Annotated in this window: 15 protein-coding genes; 14 read left to right on the top strand and 1 reads right to left on the bottom strand. The window is 40.9% G+C overall.

The features are described from left to right. Window positions 1-106: 106 nt before the first annotated feature. Window positions 107-1,027, bottom strand: a complete 921-nt coding sequence (gene tagU / locus SB660_RS18380; protein WP_410583672.1) for a polyisoprenyl-teichoic acid--peptidoglycan teichoic acid transferase TagU — start codon at window positions 1,025-1,027, stop codon at window positions 107-109. A gap of 182 nt (window positions 1,028-1,209) precedes the next feature. Between tagU and SB660_RS18385 the strand changes: the two genes are divergently transcribed. From SB660_RS18385 to SB660_RS18450, 14 genes are all read left to right on the top strand, one after another. After that, window positions 1,210-1,533 carry a LytA gene (locus tag SB660_RS18385; protein WP_306011290.1) on the top strand — a complete coding sequence of 108 codons (324 nt, stop codon included), beginning with the start codon at window positions 1,210-1,212 and terminating at the stop codon, window positions 1,531-1,533. Window positions 1,534-1,554: 21 nt separating this feature from the next. Continuing rightward, window positions 1,555-3,666: a SpoIID/LytB domain-containing protein gene (locus SB660_RS18390; RefSeq protein ID WP_410583674.1), complete on the top strand. Its 2,112-nt coding sequence runs from the start codon at window positions 1,555-1,557 to the stop codon at window positions 3,664-3,666. A gap of 22 nt (window positions 3,667-3,688) precedes the next feature. After that, a complete protein-coding gene (locus SB660_RS18395) occupies window positions 3,689-5,179 on the top strand; it encodes an N-acetylmuramoyl-L-alanine amidase (protein WP_410583676.1) in 1,491 nt (496 codons plus the stop codon). Between the two features lie 224 nt (window positions 5,180-5,403). Continuing rightward, window positions 5,404-5,985, top strand: a complete 582-nt coding sequence (locus SB660_RS18400) for a hypothetical protein (RefSeq protein ID WP_410583678.1) — start codon at window positions 5,404-5,406, stop codon at window positions 5,983-5,985. A gap of 199 nt (window positions 5,986-6,184) precedes the next feature. Beyond that, window positions 6,185-6,844, top strand: coding sequence for a sugar transferase (locus SB660_RS18405; protein WP_034281119.1), 660 nt, complete (start codon window positions 6,185-6,187; stop codon window positions 6,842-6,844). An 18-nt stretch (window positions 6,845-6,862) separates the two neighbouring features. Beyond that, window positions 6,863-8,314 (top strand): teichuronic acid biosynthesis protein TuaB, encoded by a 1,452-nt coding sequence (gene tuaB, locus SB660_RS18410; protein ID WP_410583680.1) that lies wholly within the window; start codon window positions 6,863-6,865, stop codon window positions 8,312-8,314. Beyond that, window positions 8,311-9,495, top strand: coding sequence for a teichuronic acid biosynthesis protein TuaC (tuaC, locus tag SB660_RS18415; protein WP_339164105.1), 1,185 nt, complete (start codon window positions 8,311-8,313; stop codon window positions 9,493-9,495). The genes tuaB and tuaC overlap by 4 nt, the downstream gene beginning before the upstream one ends. 79 nt (window positions 9,496-9,574) lie before the next feature. After that, window positions 9,575-10,909: a UDP-glucose 6-dehydrogenase TuaD gene (tuaD, locus tag SB660_RS18420; RefSeq protein WP_339164104.1), complete on the top strand. Its 1,335-nt coding sequence runs from the start codon at window positions 9,575-9,577 to the stop codon at window positions 10,907-10,909. Window positions 10,910-10,927: 18 nt separating this feature from the next. Next, window positions 10,928-11,857 (top strand): NAD-dependent epimerase/dehydratase family protein, encoded by a 930-nt coding sequence (locus tag SB660_RS18425; RefSeq protein WP_323639484.1) that lies wholly within the window; start codon window positions 10,928-10,930, stop codon window positions 11,855-11,857. A gap of 39 nt (window positions 11,858-11,896) precedes the next feature. Continuing rightward, a complete protein-coding gene (tuaE, locus tag SB660_RS18430; RefSeq protein WP_410583683.1) occupies window positions 11,897-13,354 on the top strand; it encodes a teichuronic acid biosynthesis protein TuaE in 1,458 nt (485 codons plus the stop codon). Window positions 13,355-13,426: 72 nt separating this feature from the next. Beyond that, window positions 13,427-14,104: a teichuronic acid biosynthesis protein TuaF gene (gene tuaF / locus SB660_RS18435; protein WP_180310001.1), complete on the top strand. Its 678-nt coding sequence runs from the start codon at window positions 13,427-13,429 to the stop codon at window positions 14,102-14,104. A gap of 24 nt (window positions 14,105-14,128) precedes the next feature. Then, window positions 14,129-14,884, top strand: coding sequence for a teichuronic acid biosynthesis protein TuaG (gene tuaG, locus SB660_RS18440; protein ID WP_410583685.1), 756 nt, complete (start codon window positions 14,129-14,131; stop codon window positions 14,882-14,884). A gap of 25 nt (window positions 14,885-14,909) precedes the next feature. Then, entirely contained in the window at window positions 14,910-16,100 is a 1,191-nt protein-coding gene (gene tuaH, locus SB660_RS18445) for a teichuronic acid biosynthesis protein TuaH (RefSeq protein WP_257474644.1), read from the top strand. A gap of 131 nt (window positions 16,101-16,231) precedes the next feature. After that, on the top strand, window positions 16,232-17,299 hold the full coding sequence (locus tag SB660_RS18450) for a glycosyltransferase family 4 protein (RefSeq protein WP_058013554.1): 1,068 nt from the start codon (window positions 16,232-16,234) through the stop codon (window positions 17,297-17,299). Window positions 17,300-17,394: the final 95 nt, after the last annotated feature.

Genomic DNA, 17,394 nt, shown 5'->3' on the forward strand with positions numbered 1-17,394 from the left:
AACATGTTCATCCCCCACAGACTTGTGTTATTACCCTTATTATACAAAAAAGCTTGTAGACTTTGTCTACAAGCTGAGAAGACTACAGTCATGTAGTCTTCTTTTTTTACTGCTCCAAACTGTCCTTCAATTCATTCTTCACTTTAGCTAGGCTGCTATCATCAAGCTGATAATAATAAATATTATTGATTCGTGCTCCAGTACCTTTCAGCTCGTGCTGCTTCACATGCTGCCTTGCGTCACGATAGTCATTCATCATCGTCCACATATCATCAAATGACATGTTGGTCTTCATATTGTTTTCCACGACTTTGAACATATCGCCGAACTTCGTAATAGATGAAATGTTTGCCCCTTTAGCAATGATGCCTTCAATGACTTGGCGCTGCCTTTGCTGGCGTCCGAAGTCACCCTTTGGATCTTGCTTTCTCATTCTTGTGTAGGCAAGGGCTTGATCGCCATTTAGAATAATTTCTCCTGTACCAAATGAGTGGCCATCATAGCTGAAAGCAAATGTGCTGTTCACTGTAATGCCGCCAAGTGTATCGACAATATCCTTAAAGCTCTCCATATTGACTTTCACGAAGTAATCAACAGGTACATCAAGCAATTCCTCTACAGTATCAGCTGCCATTTGTGTGCCGCCGAATGCATAGGAGTGGTTGATTTTATCCATTGTGCCTTTTCCGACAATTTTCGTATACGTATCACGCGGGATACTCACCATCTCGGTCGTTTTGGTTTTTGGATTGACGGTCATGTATATTAATGTATCCGCACGGCCTCGATCATTTTTTCTTTCATCAACGCCCATGACTAAAATAGAAATCGGGTCTTTCTTATTTAAGTCGACATCTTTGTCACGCTTATCTGACTTCTTTAAATTCTCCTGAATGCCTGCCACGGTTGAAGCTGCTGTATTCCAAAGATGATATGCATATCCGCCAGTTGCTAATACGAATAAGCCAATAATCGATAAAACAATCCAAAGAACTTTTTTCTTCTTTCGTTTTCTTTCAGCTCTCATAATGTCCCTCACCTTTTCTATGATTCTTCCATGATTATAGGTTTACGAATCTTGATAAACAAGTTATTTTTTTACTCTGAACCTAGATATAGACGTTGTAACAAAAAAAAGGTTTCAAAAAACCTTAAATTTACCTTAAAATATTAAGTTATAAGACGATACAAAGACATGAGGTGAAAAAAATGAAGAAAATCGTCGTTTTACCGTTCTTAATACTACTACTTGGTATCGTGCTCACAGCATGTGGAACGGCTGAGCAGTCCTCAGGAGATAACAAGACAAGCAGTTCAACTCCTCAGGTGCTGGAAGAAAAAGCTGAATTTATTGGAATGGCTGATGCACATACAGTCGAAGTGAAAAAAGTGAATACGACCTTAAACTATGAATTTACGGATAATTTTAAAGATGTGTTAAATGAATTTAAACCAGGAGACACAGTAGAAATCTCTTACATTATTAATGACAGTGGTCAAAAAGAGATTCAAAAGATTGAAAAAGTTCAATAGAGAGACGGTGGGATCATTAAATTGAAAAAATTGAGTCTAGTTTTTACAATGTTTATCTTTCTTTTGTTTGTGTTTATTTCAAATGATGCTTCAGCTGCAAGCTCAACAATTTCTGTTAAATTATCAAACTATGTTGGGAACAAAACCAGCTTTAATATATCATCATCCGGCTTATACAAAGTGACTGGTACAAATGTATCTTCAATTGCCCGTTATGATGGTAAGAACCGTTATGAGGTAGCCAATAATATTGCGTCGGCAGGTTGGAAAAATCCCTCTACAATCGTTATTGTAAATCGTGATGCGTTTGCAGATGCTATTTCCGCAACACCTTTAGCTTATAAGTTGAATGCACCAATTTTATACACGAATGCTGAAAAATTGACAAAAACCACTGAAAAGCAAATTGCAAAAATGAGCCCTGACAATATTCTCATTATCGGTGGAACAACAAGTGTTTCTTCAGCAACTGAGAAAACACTGAAGAAATACGGAAAGATCAAAAGAATCAGTGGTAAATCGCGTTATGCTGTTTCACAAAATATCGCAAAAGAGATGGGGAACTATAGTCAAGCTGTTGTGGCAACAGGAAGCATATTTACTGACAGTGCTTCAGTAACACCATATGCTGCAAGAAACGGCTATCCTATTCTGTTAACGAAGAAAGACAGTTTACCAACTTACAAACTCCCAAAAAATGTTGTCATTGTTGGTGGAGAAAAGAGTGTCAGTAAAAAAGTTGAAACTGAAATTAAAAAAACGTCCACAGTGAAAAGAATAGGTGGAGCAAATAGATATGAGGTCTCAGCAAACATTGTAACTGGATTAAACATGAATGCTGATAAGTTATACCTAGCAAATGGCTCTATCTTTACAGATGCTATTACATTTTCACTTTTAGCAGCAAAGAACAACAGCCCAATGGTACTTGTAAAAGAAAATAGTTTAACATCACCAGTGACATCAGTTGTCAAAAAACAGGGGACGCACTCGTTCCAATTGTCTGGCGGAACAAAATCTATTTCAGCAAGTTTACAAGAAAAATTATCAAAAGAATTTTATTTGAAGAATAATAAGGATTATGAATTGAATGTTTCTAACGGGAAAATTTCAATGAAAGGCATCAAGACGTTTGGATCTTCAGTAAGAGTTGTTCCAGAGAAATATTCAACTACAAATGTCATTCGAGTTGCTGGGAAAGCATACTTGGGGAACATGAATTTTGCTGTAGAATCAGGCTACATTCGACCAACAAATGAAAACATCCCTTTTGAAGATTATCTTAAAGGGGTTGTACCGAATGAAATGCCCGCAAGCTGGCATGTTGAGGCATTAAAAGCACAGGCAGTTGCAGCACGTACATATTCTGTTAGCAGTATAGGGAAGGTTGTGCCGGATACAACAGCATTCCAAGTATATGGCGGATATAACTGGTCTACAAACTCCACGAAAGCTGTAGATGCTACAAAAGGCAAGGTATTAAAATATAATAATAGTCTGATTTCTGCAACCTATTATTCTAGTAATGGAGGCTACACTGAGGCTAGTGAAGAAGTGTGGTCAAGTGCATTTCCTTATCTGGTCGCTAAAGCAGATTCAAAAGATCCAGTAAATGCTTGGACACTGAAACTATCAAAAACACAATTGAGTACATCGCTCAGCACGTCATCACCAGCATCTTGGTGGAGTAAGACAACAGAAACAAACGCAAGTCAGTTGCAAGGTCTGAAGAGCTGGATTCTAAAAAATAAAGAAACATCAGCTTCAGACATCAAGATCGCTAAAATTTCCAACGTCACCTTTTCTGGGACAACAAAAGGAAAGAGAGCAAAAACAGCATCTCTGCAAGTCAGCTATCACTTAAAAAATAAAACGGGAACCTATAGTATGAGTAAATCAGCGACACTTAGCTTTAAAATGACTGAATTTAGATCAATACTTGGTGCCACTAATTTAAAAAGCACATACGCTTCAGTGAAGAACAACACCAATGATTTCACTATCACAGGAAAAGGATATGGACATGGAGTTGGAATGAGTCAATATGGAGCGAAAATGAGAGCTGAGTCAGGAAGCACATACTCAAGCATTTTGTCATTCTATTATCCGGGTGCAAAATTAACAACAAATTAAAATATCAAGGGAGGTTATACACGTGCGCTCTATCATAAAAGTAGTATTTTTAAGTGTAATAGCTATGTGTCTGTTTCTTCCATCTGCACTTGCTGACAATTCAGTCACAAGGCTTGATGGGAAGAACCGGTATGTTGTTGCAGTGAATGCGGCGAAAAAAGGCTGGACAACATCAAGCACGGCTGTTCTTGTAGGGAAAGATGCATATGCGGATGCATTAAGTGCGGTTCCTTATGCATATCAAAAAAATGCACCTGTTCTTTTTACAAACAGTAGCAGTTTATCTACAGATACAAAAAAAGGCCTTCAAAGTCTAAAAACAAAGAATGTGACTATTCTCGGTGGAACAAAGAGTGTCTCTAGCAAGGTGACAACTCAGCTAAAGTCAATGGGCATTTCTGTGACACGTATTAGTGGTAAGAACCGCTATGACTTAGCAGCAAATATTGCAAAACAAATGAAAAGCTCTAGTACGGCTGTTGTAGCAAACGGCTTTGCTTATGCAGATGCAGTTGCCATTGCACCTTATGCTGCAAAACAAGGATATCCAATCTTATTAACCAATGATAAAGAGCTACGCTCAGAAACTTCAGCGGTGATTAAAAGCCGAGGGATTAAAAAGACCATTGTCATTGGTGGAGAATCTAGTGTAAATAAATCAACTTATGCGAAGTTGCCTTCTCCTGGAAGAGTTGGCGGAGCAAATCGTTATGAAGTTGCAGCAAATATTGTAACGAAATACAATATGAGTACAAGCAATACGTATATTAGCAATGGTTTTGCATATGCGGATGCAGCTTCAGGAGCTAGTATCGCTGCTAAGCAAGGTAAAGCTTTTATTTTCACGAATGAAAAAACATTACCGAAAGCAACTAGACAAGTCATTGGTTCAAAGAAGATCACTTCATTTAGTGTTCTAGGAGGTACATCCACTGTAACAAATACGGTGACTTCTCAATTGAAAAATCCAGTTGTTGGGAAAAAAGTTTTTATTGATCCTGGACATGGAAACCAAGACTCTGGTGCCACAGGATATGGTCTTCTTGAGAAGAACGTAAACCTTGATGTTGCTAAGCGTCTCAATACAAAATTAAATAGTTCTGGAGCATTACCCGTTATGTCACGTACATCAGATACATTTGACAGTCTTGAAACACGAGTAAGTAAAGGGGCTTCTGCGAAAGCAGATATCTTTATTAGTATCCATGCGAACGCAAATGACAACAGCAGCGCAAATGGGACAGAAACGTATTATGACAAAACAAATGCGGCTGCGAACAGTTTGAAACTTGCGCAAAACATCCAGCCTAAAATGGTTAGTGCACTAGGTACAAGAGATCGTGGTGTGAAAACAGCAGGTTTTTATGTCATTAAGTATTCAAAGATGCCGAGTGTCTTGCTGGAAACTGGCTTTATCACTAGCCCAGTTGATTCAAATATTTTGAAATCGGCGACATATAAAGATCGACTAGCTTCAGGTATTTCAAGCGGTGTGTCAGGTTATTTTAAATAAGAAAACATATATATGAGGGGTGCCTCAGATACTCCTCTTAGGCTGCTCGAGAACCTCTCTCGGCAGCCTTTTTTCAAAAGTCTATGAAATAATCGAGTCATCAATAGCGTGTCAAGTTAAAAATACATTTCATTTCTAGTTATCTTTGTTATAATTGAAACATAAAAGGTGAATGGTTTACGCATGAATCTTCAAGCGATAGCCAATCGACAAATCATGAAGAGGTGACGATCTTGAAAAAATTAATCACAATGCCGTTTCTAGTATTGCTTCTAGGTGTATTACTCACAGCATGCGGCACAACAAATCAATCAAACGACAACAGTAAGGATGACGGCAAAAAAGAAACAACTGATGCAGCTGATCAAAAGAAAGAAAATGCTTCAGAGGAAAAAACAGAAGATCAGTCATCAAATGAAAAAGCAGATGATCAAAGCAAAGAAACAGTTGCTCAAAAAGAAGAGCAATCTGGTCAATCTGATGAAGAGGCAAAAGACAGCTCAAGTAAAGAAATCACAAAAGAAGAACCTGCTAAGGAACAATCAAAAACTGATTCTAAAACAAAGAAAGAATCAACAACAAATAATAAAAATGAAGTCACCAAGGAAGGCACATATGTCGGCTTGGCTGATGGACATACCATTGCTGTGAACATTGATGGCAAAGAAGTCGCTATTCAATTTGGAAATACGTTTTCTAAACAAGTGAACAGCTTAAAAGAAGAATCAAAAGTGAAAGTAACTTATACAAAAGATGCAAACGGAACCCTTCGATTAAAAACAATCGAATCCGTTAAAGCAAAATAAAGAAAAGACACGGAGACCCGCAGAATTGCGGGTCTTTTTTACGTTGAAAAGGGCATAACTTGATATAAGTGCACATTCTTAACACAGTTTTACAAGACTTAACAGCGCATTTACATTTGCTTAATGTTGCTCTGCTAAACTGACTTTCATAGAACATCTCTTTACACAACAACTAATTTGAATGGTGAGGTGCAGGTCAGTGAGTGCAGAGAAAGCGATGAATCTTTATAGAGAATATGAAGTGAGACGAAACCACTCTTTTGCCTTAACAGAACATATGGTTCGTTATTTATTTGCAAAACGTTTCATAGATTTAATGTTCTCGTTCATCGGATTGATGTTGAGTACGCCAATCATTTTGCTGTTTGCTCTTTTGATTAAGCTAGAAACACCGGGACCAGCCTTTTATATGCAGGAGAGGGTCGGGAAAGACGGTGTTTACTTTAAATTATGGAAGCTCAGATCGATGAGAACCGATGCTGAGAGCGGAGGAGCGAAATGGGCACAAAAAAACGACCCGCGTATCACCAAAGTAGGAGCCTTCATTCGTAAAACAAGAATCGATGAACTCCCTCAATTCATCAACGTGTTAAAAGGAGAAATGAGTATCGTAGGTCCGCGGCCGGAAAGACCGATGTTTACCGCAGAATTTAATCGGACGATTCCAGGTTTTACGAAAAGATTAGCGGTCAAGCCGGGACTGACAGGTCTTGCTCAAGTAAATGGAGGATATGAAATGAGCCCAAGTGAAAAATTAACACACGACTTACAGTATATTCAAAACTTGACATTTTCTCTCGACACGAAGATTATGGTAAAAACGTTAAAAGTCATCATGACGGGTGACGGAGCCAGATAAGTAAAGTAGGGAAGAGAAATGGCAAGTATGAAAAAACGCATGCTAGGCGGGGCAAAATGGACAAGCTTGTCCGCATTCATCATTACGATCATCCAAATTGCACAGTTCGCCTTTTTAGGGAACGTGATGTCACTGAAGGAGTTTGGACTCGTTGGCATGATCACAACTGTCACCATATTTACGCAGATTTTACTTGATCTAGGGATCGGGGCAGCGATCATCCAAAAGGAACAAACAACAGAACGTCAATTATCTACATTATATTGGATCAACTTACTCACTGGAGTTGTCTTATTCTGTTTACTCATTCTAGTAAGCCCAATGATTGCCGTCTTTTATAACCGGCCAGAGCTGGAGGGGTTGCTGAAACTATTATCAATCATGTTTCTGATTGCTCCTATTGGCCAGCAATACCAATACATGATGCAAAAGGACTTAGCTTTTAAAGCATTAAGTGTCATTGAAGCCATTGCAACCATGATATCGCTGATTGTTTTACTCGCTTTGGCCTTCTTTATCAATCCGATTGTTGCCTATGTCATTTCTCAAGTGCTGCTGCAATCAGGAAAAGGGCTTATGTATGCCGCAGCTTATTGGAAGAAGTGGCGCCCAGCTCCTGTTTTTGCATTAGGAGAGGTGAAAGAATTTTTCTCATTCGGCGCATTCCAGCTCGCATCTAGACTAGTTAATCGAGCAGGATCGAACATAGACATGATTTTAATCGGCCGGTTTCTTGGAGCGGAAGCGTTAGGCATTTATAGCTTGGCGTATCAAATCGTGACGATCCCCGTGCTGAAGATTAACCCAATCGTGACGAGAGTGGCCTTCCCTGTTTTCGCAAAAAGCCAGCGTGATCACTCCATGCTGCGAGAGGGCTTCCTCAGTATGACGAATATGCTCGCATTGATTAGCTTTCCACTATTAATCGGTCTTGCTGCCGTATCAGATAGCTTTATAGAAGTAGTGTTTGGGGAGAAATGGCTCGTAGCTGTTCCGGTTCTTAATATATTGTGCATTGTCGGCCTTCTGCGTGTGCTGATGAATCCAAACGGGTCAATACTCCTTGCAAAGGGGAGAGCGGACTTAGCCTTTTATTGGGATACGGGGATGCTTCTTGTGTATGGATGCGCCTTATACGCAGGTGTCAGCACAGGCAGTCTGCTCACAGTAGCTTGGGTTTACTCAGGTGTCAGCCTGCTCAACTTCATTGTCGGCAGATGGCTCATGGCGTATGTCATTCAGCTAGATATGAAGGTGTATTTAAAATCACTTAGCAAGCCTGCTGTTATGACGCTATTGATGGCCGCCTGTGCGGTAGCCCTGCATCAAGGGATGAAGCTGACATCAGCAGACATTTTATTTCAATTAGGACTGACGATTTGTGTCAGTGCAGCATTGTATGGCTTGCTGCTCATCAAAATGTATCCGCAGGTAGCAGACAAATTATTGAGAAGAGGTCGTTCGTCATGAAGGTGCTATGGCTGACAAGTGTATATCCTAGTGAAAAACATCCAAGTGAAGGCGTATTCCATGAAACGCAGGTGCAGGAGCTGCTCAAACAAGGAATACAAGTGACCGTCATCTGTCCCAACCCGGTCAATCCACCGGTTTTACGGATGCTGAAGGCGTCCTATCGGCAGAAAATAGATCTGCCCGAACAGGAAGTGAGAAACGGAGTGACCGTATACAGGCCGCACTATACAGCGCTCCCTGGACAGCTAAAATGGGCACAGCCGAGTAAACGAATAGCGGCTGCTGTTCTCGGCGCTATGAAGCGTTACCAGCTGTCACCAGATTTTATCCATGCGCACTTTGCGATGCCATCTGGCGGAGCGGCGGCTGTGATTCAGACTGAAACGCAAATTCCTTATCTTTTGACCTTACATGGCAGTGATGTGAACGTGTATCCGGGCTATAGCAAAGGGGCAAATGCAGCCTTTGAAACGGCGGTAAAACAGGCATCTGCTGTTCTGACGGTGAGCGAGGAGCTTGCTAAAAAGACAAATGATATGACCAAAGTAGAAGCAAAATGCCTCCCGCTCGGTATTCCACTCCAGTCATTTTCTAAAACGGAAGAAGATCAACAAGGCATCAGGCAAAAGTTAGGCTTACCCCTTCACGACAAGCTCGTTGTCTTCGTCGGGCGATTAGTCAAAGAGAAGGGCTTACTTGAATTAGCTGATGCTGTCAGCGGCATGGATGGTGTGAAAGCAGTTTTTGTCGGAAAAGGCCCCCTTGCAAAGGAGCTCACAGAACGGGCTGGAGCATCCATTATACTCCCAGGGCAGGTGCCGAATGATCAGGTGAAAGACTATTTGGTGGCAGCCGATCTGTTTGCACTCCCATCCTATAGTGAAGGAATGCCAACTGTCGTTCTGGAGGCGCTCGCTTTAAAAGTGCCTGTCATTGCGACAAGTGTCGGTGGTCTCCCAACCTTATTTTCTAGCTATCAACACTTGCTCGTTGATCCGCATTCGGCAAATCAGTTAAAAGAGGCCATTCACGCCTATCTTTATGAAAACAGATGGAATGAGCAAGTGAAAAGCGATCTGTATCAAATCGTTCATACAGAATATTCATCAGTAAATAATACGAAGCAGCTCATACAGCAGTATGAAAAGGTACTTCATCAATCAAGATCCATCGTTTAAACAAGATGAAATGTGCAAAGAATGATAGATAGATAAACAGCTTGGAACGGACAATATGCTTTTACTGAGAGGATGAAAAATGTTGAAGAAAATTGCTGTGATTGGAACAGGGTATGTCGGGTTAGTATCGGGTACTTGTTTTGCTGATATCGGAAATCGTGTCATCTGCTGTGACATCGATGAATCAAAAATCAACAGCTTAAAAAGTGGTGTCGTTCCCATTTATGAACCGGGTTTAAAGGAATTGATTGAAACGAATACAGAAGAAGGAAGACTGCTTTTTACAACCAATATTCCTGCTGCTATCCGGGAATCAGAGATTATCTATATTGCTGTAGGGACACCGATGACAGCACAGGGGGAAGCTGATTTAACGTACGTGAAAGCTGTCGCTCAAACAATTGGTGAACATCTAAATGGCTATAAAATCATCGTCAATAAAAGCACAGTGCCCGTTGGAACAGGCCGGCTCGTTCAAGCCATTGTCGAAAAAGCATCGCGCAGTAAATATCCTTTTGATGTCGTATCCAATCCAGAGTTCCTCAGAGAAGGCTCTGCCATCCAAGATACGATGAATATGGAGCGTGTGGTTATAGGGTCTACAAGCTCTCATGCATCGGAGATCATTAAGGGGTTACATGAACCATTTCAAACAGTAGTGGTTGAAACCAATCTAGAAAGTGCAGAGATGATTAAATACGCAGCAAATGCGATGCTTGCAACCAAAATTTCTTTTATCAATGATATTGCCAATATTTGCGATCGGGTGGGTGCAGATGTTGAGAAAGTATCAGAAGGTGTTGGTCTAGATAGCCGAATTGGACAAAAGTTTTTAAAAGCTGGAGTCGGGTTTGGAGGTTCCTGCTTTCCGAAAGATACCAAGGCGCTATTAAAAATAGCTGAAACAGTAGGCTATCGTTTTAAGTTAATTGAATCTGTTGTCGAAACAAATACACATCAACGAGCCTATCTCGTGAAGAAATTGATGGATGTCTATGGTGATATCAAAGGGAAAACGATCTCTGTATTAGGATTGGCATTTAAACCTAATACAAATGATTTAAGGTCCTCTCCTGCTCTTGATATTATTCCAATGCTGCAAGATCTAGGAGCTTATGTAAAAGCGTATGACCCAATTGCTCACTTAGAAGCGAAGAAGATCCTTGGAAACCAAACGATATTCAGTGACAACCTATATCAAACAATAGAGCATTCAGATGCATGTTTAATCTTGACTGAATGGGAAGAAGTATTAAAAATGGATATGGAGAAAGTCAGAAGACTGCTTCAACGTCCAGTGATCATTGATGGACGTAATATATTTGAACCAGAACAAATGAGAAAAAACGGCTTTATTTATCTTTCGATCGGCCGTCCACATGTACAGGATGTTAAGATGTTATTAGAAGCTTGATTTTTAGGAGGAACTTGGATGAAGAAAGTACTGGTTACTGGAGGTAGTGGATTTATAGGTTCACATACTGTTGAAAAATTAATAAAAAAAGGATATGAGGCCATCGTGCTTGATAACTTTTCAACAGGTAGGAAGGAAAATATTGCACATTTATCTGTTCCATGTATTGAAGAGGATGTAACAAAACCAGAAGTGGTTGAAATCATTAAACAAATCGCACCAGACTACATCATTCATCTTGCTGCACAAGTAAGTGTCGCAGTATCGGTCAATGATTATATATATGATCAAGAAGTGAATATTAAAGGATCACTGCATGTGATCAAAGCGGCTTCAGAGGCTGGTGTCAAGAAAGTGGTATTTGCCTCATCGGCAGCTGTCTATGGAGATCCTGTGTATCTGCCAGTAGACACCGCGCACCAGTTAAAGCCTGGTTCGCCGTATGGTTTATCAAAGCTCACAGTAGAGCGGTACTTAGAAATGGCAAAAACATTGTATGATGTGGACTATTGTATTCTTCGGTATAGCAATGTTTATGGTCCGCGACAAGACGCACTTGGCGAAGGCGGGGTTGTCTCTATTTTCTCCGATAAGTTTGCAAAGGATGAGGCTCCTTTCATTTTTGGAGACGGGGAACAAACAAGAGATTTCATCTATGTAGGTGATCTAGCAGCAGCGAATGTTGCGGCTTTAACAGCTCAATCAAACGTTTGTTTAAATATTTCATGTGGGGATTCGATCACTGTGAATGAGCTGTTTCAAACGATGAAGCGAGTGACGAGGTCGCATCTTGAACCAATTTACAAGCCGCAGCGTGCAGGAGATATTGTGCATAGTACATTGGCAAATGAGGAAACGAAACAAGTCTTATCATGGGAGCCTGTTGTGAGTTTACAGGAAGGTTTGGCTCGTACCATTTCCTACTATGAACAGGAGGTCAAGGCTTAATCGCTCAAATCGGATGGGTTGCTTAGGAGGATAATGGGTATGAGTGTGAAACAAACAGCATGGCAAATCATGATTGGATGTATTTTGTTTGCAGCAGGGATCGGGCTTGTACAATTGGCATCCTCGCAGCCCGTCGGGTTAAAGAAGATGGTGGCTGTTCCGGTTATACTTCTGATCCTGTCGGCTGCTCTCGTGTTGATGAAGCTGTACATGAATGGTGAGCAAATCTTCATGTCAGTCATCTATCTATTGATTACATTGACCTTTCTCAACAACGCTTTCTTTTCTATTAGTGCAGGATTCTTTAGTCTTTTTCTCTACCGTATCATGCTCATCGCCGCTTTTGCTTTATTCATATGGCGGATGAGAGATAAGGGGACGTACATATCTCAGTGGCAGCAGATTCGTGTCAAAGGTATTCTTGGTTTTTTCGCTGCATGGTTTCTTTACGGGCTCATCTCACTGCTTTGGGCTCATTCAGTCACAGACGGCCTGAAGTATATGTCCCTTCTTGCAATGGGGATGGGATTTGTCTTTCTTGTCGTCATGTATATTCAGCGAATGGACCAAGTAGTGACCTTTTATAGCATTTGGCTGGTCATGACTGTGTTTGTGATGGGGATTGGGTTCTATAACCACTTTACATTGAACCATTTACCGAATACCTCATTGTATCTAGGGCCAGCGTATAAACAGCACTATCCTACATCTGTCTTTTTTAATCAGAATGACTTTGCAACGTTTTTATCGATTAGTTTCTTCTTATACCTAGCATGCATGCGTCAAATGAAAAACGGTTATATCAAAGCGTTTGGATTATTAGGTGCAATTGCCGCGCTGTATCTCATTTTGTTAACCGAATCCCGCGCTAGTCTGCTTGGGATATTAGCAGGAGTGGCGATCTATGTGTGGCTGCTGCTCCCGCGTTTTCTCAAAAAGTCGTCAATCATTGCAGCAAGCGGACTTGTCGTCATCGGTATCGCAGTCTTTTCAGCTAAGATTTATTCAGTTTTTTATGACTTGTTTCTCGCTTCTCAGGTCGCGCATTCTTTTAGTGAACCCCTCCCGTCTAACATCGCGAGAGCGAATCTAATCAAAAATGCTTGGCACTTTTTTACGAATTCATACGGATTCGGAGTTGGAGCGGGGAATGTGTCTTACTACTTAGCTCACTTTTCGATCTTTGATACAGACCAGGTCGTAGAAGTGCACAATTGGCTGCTGGAATTGATGACGAACTTTGGGTTTGCAGTCATGCTGGGCTATATCTCACTATACGCTTATCTCATGTTCACACTTTACAAACAATACAGATGGGCTGACACAAGATCGGCAAAAATGATCATTGAGGGGTTGTTTGCAGCCATGCTGAGCTTTCTCGTTTCAAGTATCAGTCCTAGCTCCGTCTCGAATTTATATTTCCACTGGGTATTTTTAGGACTGGTGATCGCAGCGGTGAATATGCTGAAAAACAAACAACGACTCAAGCTGTGGTAAACCGTGTGTGATGCTCTGTTTGTATGGCTACACTAGTGAAAGAGCAAATACGTCAATGTTGGGAGAATGAACATGTCTGGTTTCATATCTAGGATAGGGAAGCGAATCAAAAGGTACATCGTATGGCTCATACTGCTGCCAGTCGTATTAGGCGCCTTTGGTTTCTTTTTTGCTAAAGGAACGACGCAGCAGTCTAGTTATACAGCTGCTGTTACCTTCACTCTCGGTAAATATGATGATGGGGTGTATAACAATATGGCAGAAGTGACATCTCTATTAAAAAGCGATGCATTTCTAAATGAAGCACTCAGTGATGTGAAAGAAGAAGAAAGACAGGATGTGAAAACCCGTCTTATTCTTACCAATCAATCGGATACACAATTACAGCTTTCTTTCACGGATGCCGATAAGGATCGTGCTTTGGCTGTTGTGAAGCAGGTGTCGGATACATTTCTCAAGCAAGACAAAGCATTATTCACAAAAAGACAGCAGGTCATCGAAAATAGATTAGCTGCTCTTGAAGACGAATCGGTCAGCAATGATTCCAAAGTCGATAAAGAACGATTCTTATATGAATTGGAGTCAACAAAGCTTGGAATGAAGCAGGCAAAGATTGTCGATCCTGCCCAAGTACTTGATGAGGGCAATAAAGGCATGTCAGCCAAAAAACGGGCACTGCTTGGGCTTGTCATTGGCTTTAGCATCTCGCTCATGTTTGTGGTCTTACCCGAAGTGTTCAAAGAATCTTAATAATGAACTGGAGATGAGTCTAAGGTGAACAATCAACCGTTAGTATCCATCATTACACCGGCGTATAATGCGGAACGTTATTTAACGGATACAGTTCATTCCGTCCTTGCCCAAACCTATTCCAATTGGGAGCTGATCATTGCAGATGATTGTTCTACAGATGGAACTAGAAAGCTATTAGGGGATTTAAGTCAAGCGGACGACAGAATCAACGTCATTTATTTAGAGGAAAATGGGGGAGCCGCCATTGCTAGAAACGAAGCCATCAAACAGGCAAAGGGACGCTTTATCGCTTTTTTAGACAGCGATGATATGTGGAAAGAGACGAAGCTTGAAAAACAGGTAGACTTCATGCTGACAAATGATTATGCCTTTACATTTACGGCATATGACATCATTGCAGAAAACGGAGAACCATTAGAGAAAACCGTCACTGCGCCAGCGAGATTAGACTATAATGAAGCCCTGAAAAACACCATTATCGGCTGTTTAACGGTCATGCTTGATCTTCAAAAGGTAGGACATGTGGAGATGCCGAACATTCGTACAAGGCAGGATTTAGCTACATGGCTGTCTATACTAAAAAGAGGATTTACAGCCTATGGTATGAGTGAACCGCTCAGTGAATATCGCATCGTTGGGAACTCCATCTCTAGTAACAAGTGGAAAGCAGCGAAAAAAACGTGGTTTGTCTACAGAGAAATTGAGCAGCTTCATTTTGTCAAAGCGTCTTGGTGTTTTATGCACTATGCGACAAATGCTGTGAAGAAGCGTTTATAAACAGAAGGGAAAAAAGGTGATAAAGGTGAAAGCAGACTCGATCATACATGTTGTCGTAGCGACGGGAGAATGGGGACAGGACGGACTGAGGTACAGACGGCATCGGCTGGCCGAATTTCTAGCATCTGATCCAGAAACAAAAGAGGTCATCTGGGTATGCCCGTCATCATCTCGTCATACAGCTCCCTTTCAGCCCATAACAGATCGAATGAAGCAATTGACCATTCCTGATGTGCTCAAGAGCAAATTATTTCGCTTTGGCCGATATCAAGACATGTTCTATATTCATAAATTATCCCCTCTTCTTGAACATTTGCGGCAGGAGGAAAAGAAGGGGATCGCCGTTTGTTTGTGGTATACGTTTCCGGGCTTTCCGCTCTTATCTTCTTTATTTGAATGGAAACATATTGTCTATGATTGCAGTGACCTGTGGGGAGAGCCAATAAGCGGCAACCATAACATTCTTTCTTATATGAGGCAGCGTGTCATTGTCAAAGCAGAAAATCGGATCATTAAATATGCACACAGCATTACATGCTCTTCTCAATATTTACACGATCAAATCAAAAAACGTCTTATGGGAGAACCAAAAGATGTGTTTACGGTGGAAAATGGCGTCGAATATGATGTGTTTGCGAAAAGCAATCTTCCTTGTAAAGAAGATGTGCTGGAAGGAAGAGAAGGGACCGTGCTTGGTTTTATCGGAGGAATTAAGCCAAAGCTCGATTTTGACATGATGGCTGAAGCTGCTCGTATGCGGCCTGATTGGACATTTTTATTTGTCGGTCCGGATGGAACGAATGGAGATCCATCTTTTCAGCATGCACTCAAACTGCCTAATGTGATTTGGACAGGTGCTGTTGCTCCAGAAGAAGTGCCTGCTTATATGAAGCTGATTGATGTAGGGATGATGCCATACAAACAATCCCCTTACAATCAAGCGGTGTTCCCTCTCAAGCTTTATGAATTTTTAGCCGCTGGAATACCGGTTGTCGGTTTAAATCTCCCATCAACGGAAAGGCTAAAAGAGAAGGATGTGTATGAATATTTAGAGGGCGATGATCCTGCGCTCTTCGTAGAAGCCTGCCTAAAAGTGATCAGCAAAAAAGATGACACAAGCTATAGACATCTAAGACAAAGCCGAGCGAAGAAAAAAGATTGGCACGCGCTGTTCACAAACATGGTAGAACTAACGAATATTAAAGAAAACGCATAATTCATTCGGGATTGTGCGTTTTTATTTGTTTCATCACCGGGGGAGGTTGTGATCATCCTCTATTCAATTGTATAATGGAAAGAGCGGCCAATATACAAAATACAGATTTCAATTTAGAAGGAGACTGACCTATGGATTACGAACGCGCCTTATTAGCGTTTTTTGTCTCTCTGGCTACAGTTTTAATTGTGACACCAATCGTCAAAAAGTTTGCAATTAAGATTGGTGCAGTGGACCAGCCGAATAAACGAAAAGTTCATGATAAAGTAATGCCTCGAATGGGTGGTTTGGCAATTTTTATTGGAGTAGCGGCTGGAGCATTAGCAGGCGGGCTGTTTCTACATAATAAAATTACAGCAATTTCAGTTGGTGCCGTACTCATCGTCATTTTAGGTATATTTGATGATAAATATAATTTAAGTGCAAAATTTAAATTTCTCGTACAAGTTCTTGTTGCTTGTTTGATTGTGAGCACGGGCTTAAAAATGGACTTCTTCTCTGTTCCTTTTTTAACAGATCGAATTGAGTTAGGCTGGATGGCATATCCCCTCACCGTGCTATGGATTGTGGGCATCACAAATGCCATTAATTTAATTGACGGCCTTGATGGACTAGCTGCCGGTATTTCTGTCATCGGTTTAACAACGATTGCAGTGATGGCATTTTCCGCTGATAAGATTCTGATTCTTTCTTTATCTCTTGTCGTCATTGGCAGTACGATCGGCTTTCTCTTTTACAACTTTCATCCGGCGAAGATTTTTATGGGAGATACCGGTTCGCTATTTTTAGGCTATATGATCTCGGTGCTGTCACTTTTAGGGCTATACAAAAGTGTCACTTTGTTTAGTGTTGTCGTTCCTGTGATCATTCTAGGTGTTCCTATATTTGATACGACCTTTGCAATCATTAGACGCATATTAAACAAACAGCCGATTTCATCACCGGACAAATCTCATATTCATCACAGACTAATGGCCTTTGGCTTGTCCCATCGCATGGCTGTCATCGTGATTTACATGATTGGGTTAGTCTTTAGCTTAAGTGCGATTTTGCTGACAAGCGCGACCCTTTGGTTATCGCTCATCATTATCTTTTTACTGGTGATGTTTATGCAAGTGATTGCGGAAGTCACGGGTTTGGTCAACGAAGAGTTCAAACCATTTACGAAATTCTATAAACGAATGGTCAAAAGACAATAAAAAACAGCCCGTTCCTAGGGGACTGACCCCCGTTATTGAGACAGGGATCAAAACACCTTTATACAGCCAATTGCCGATAGTTTATCGGTGATTGG

This window comes from Bacillus sp. SIMBA_005 (genome assembly GCF_046535585.1).
Classification (GTDB): Bacteria; Bacillota; Bacilli; order Bacillales; family Bacillaceae; genus Bacillus; species Bacillus pumilus.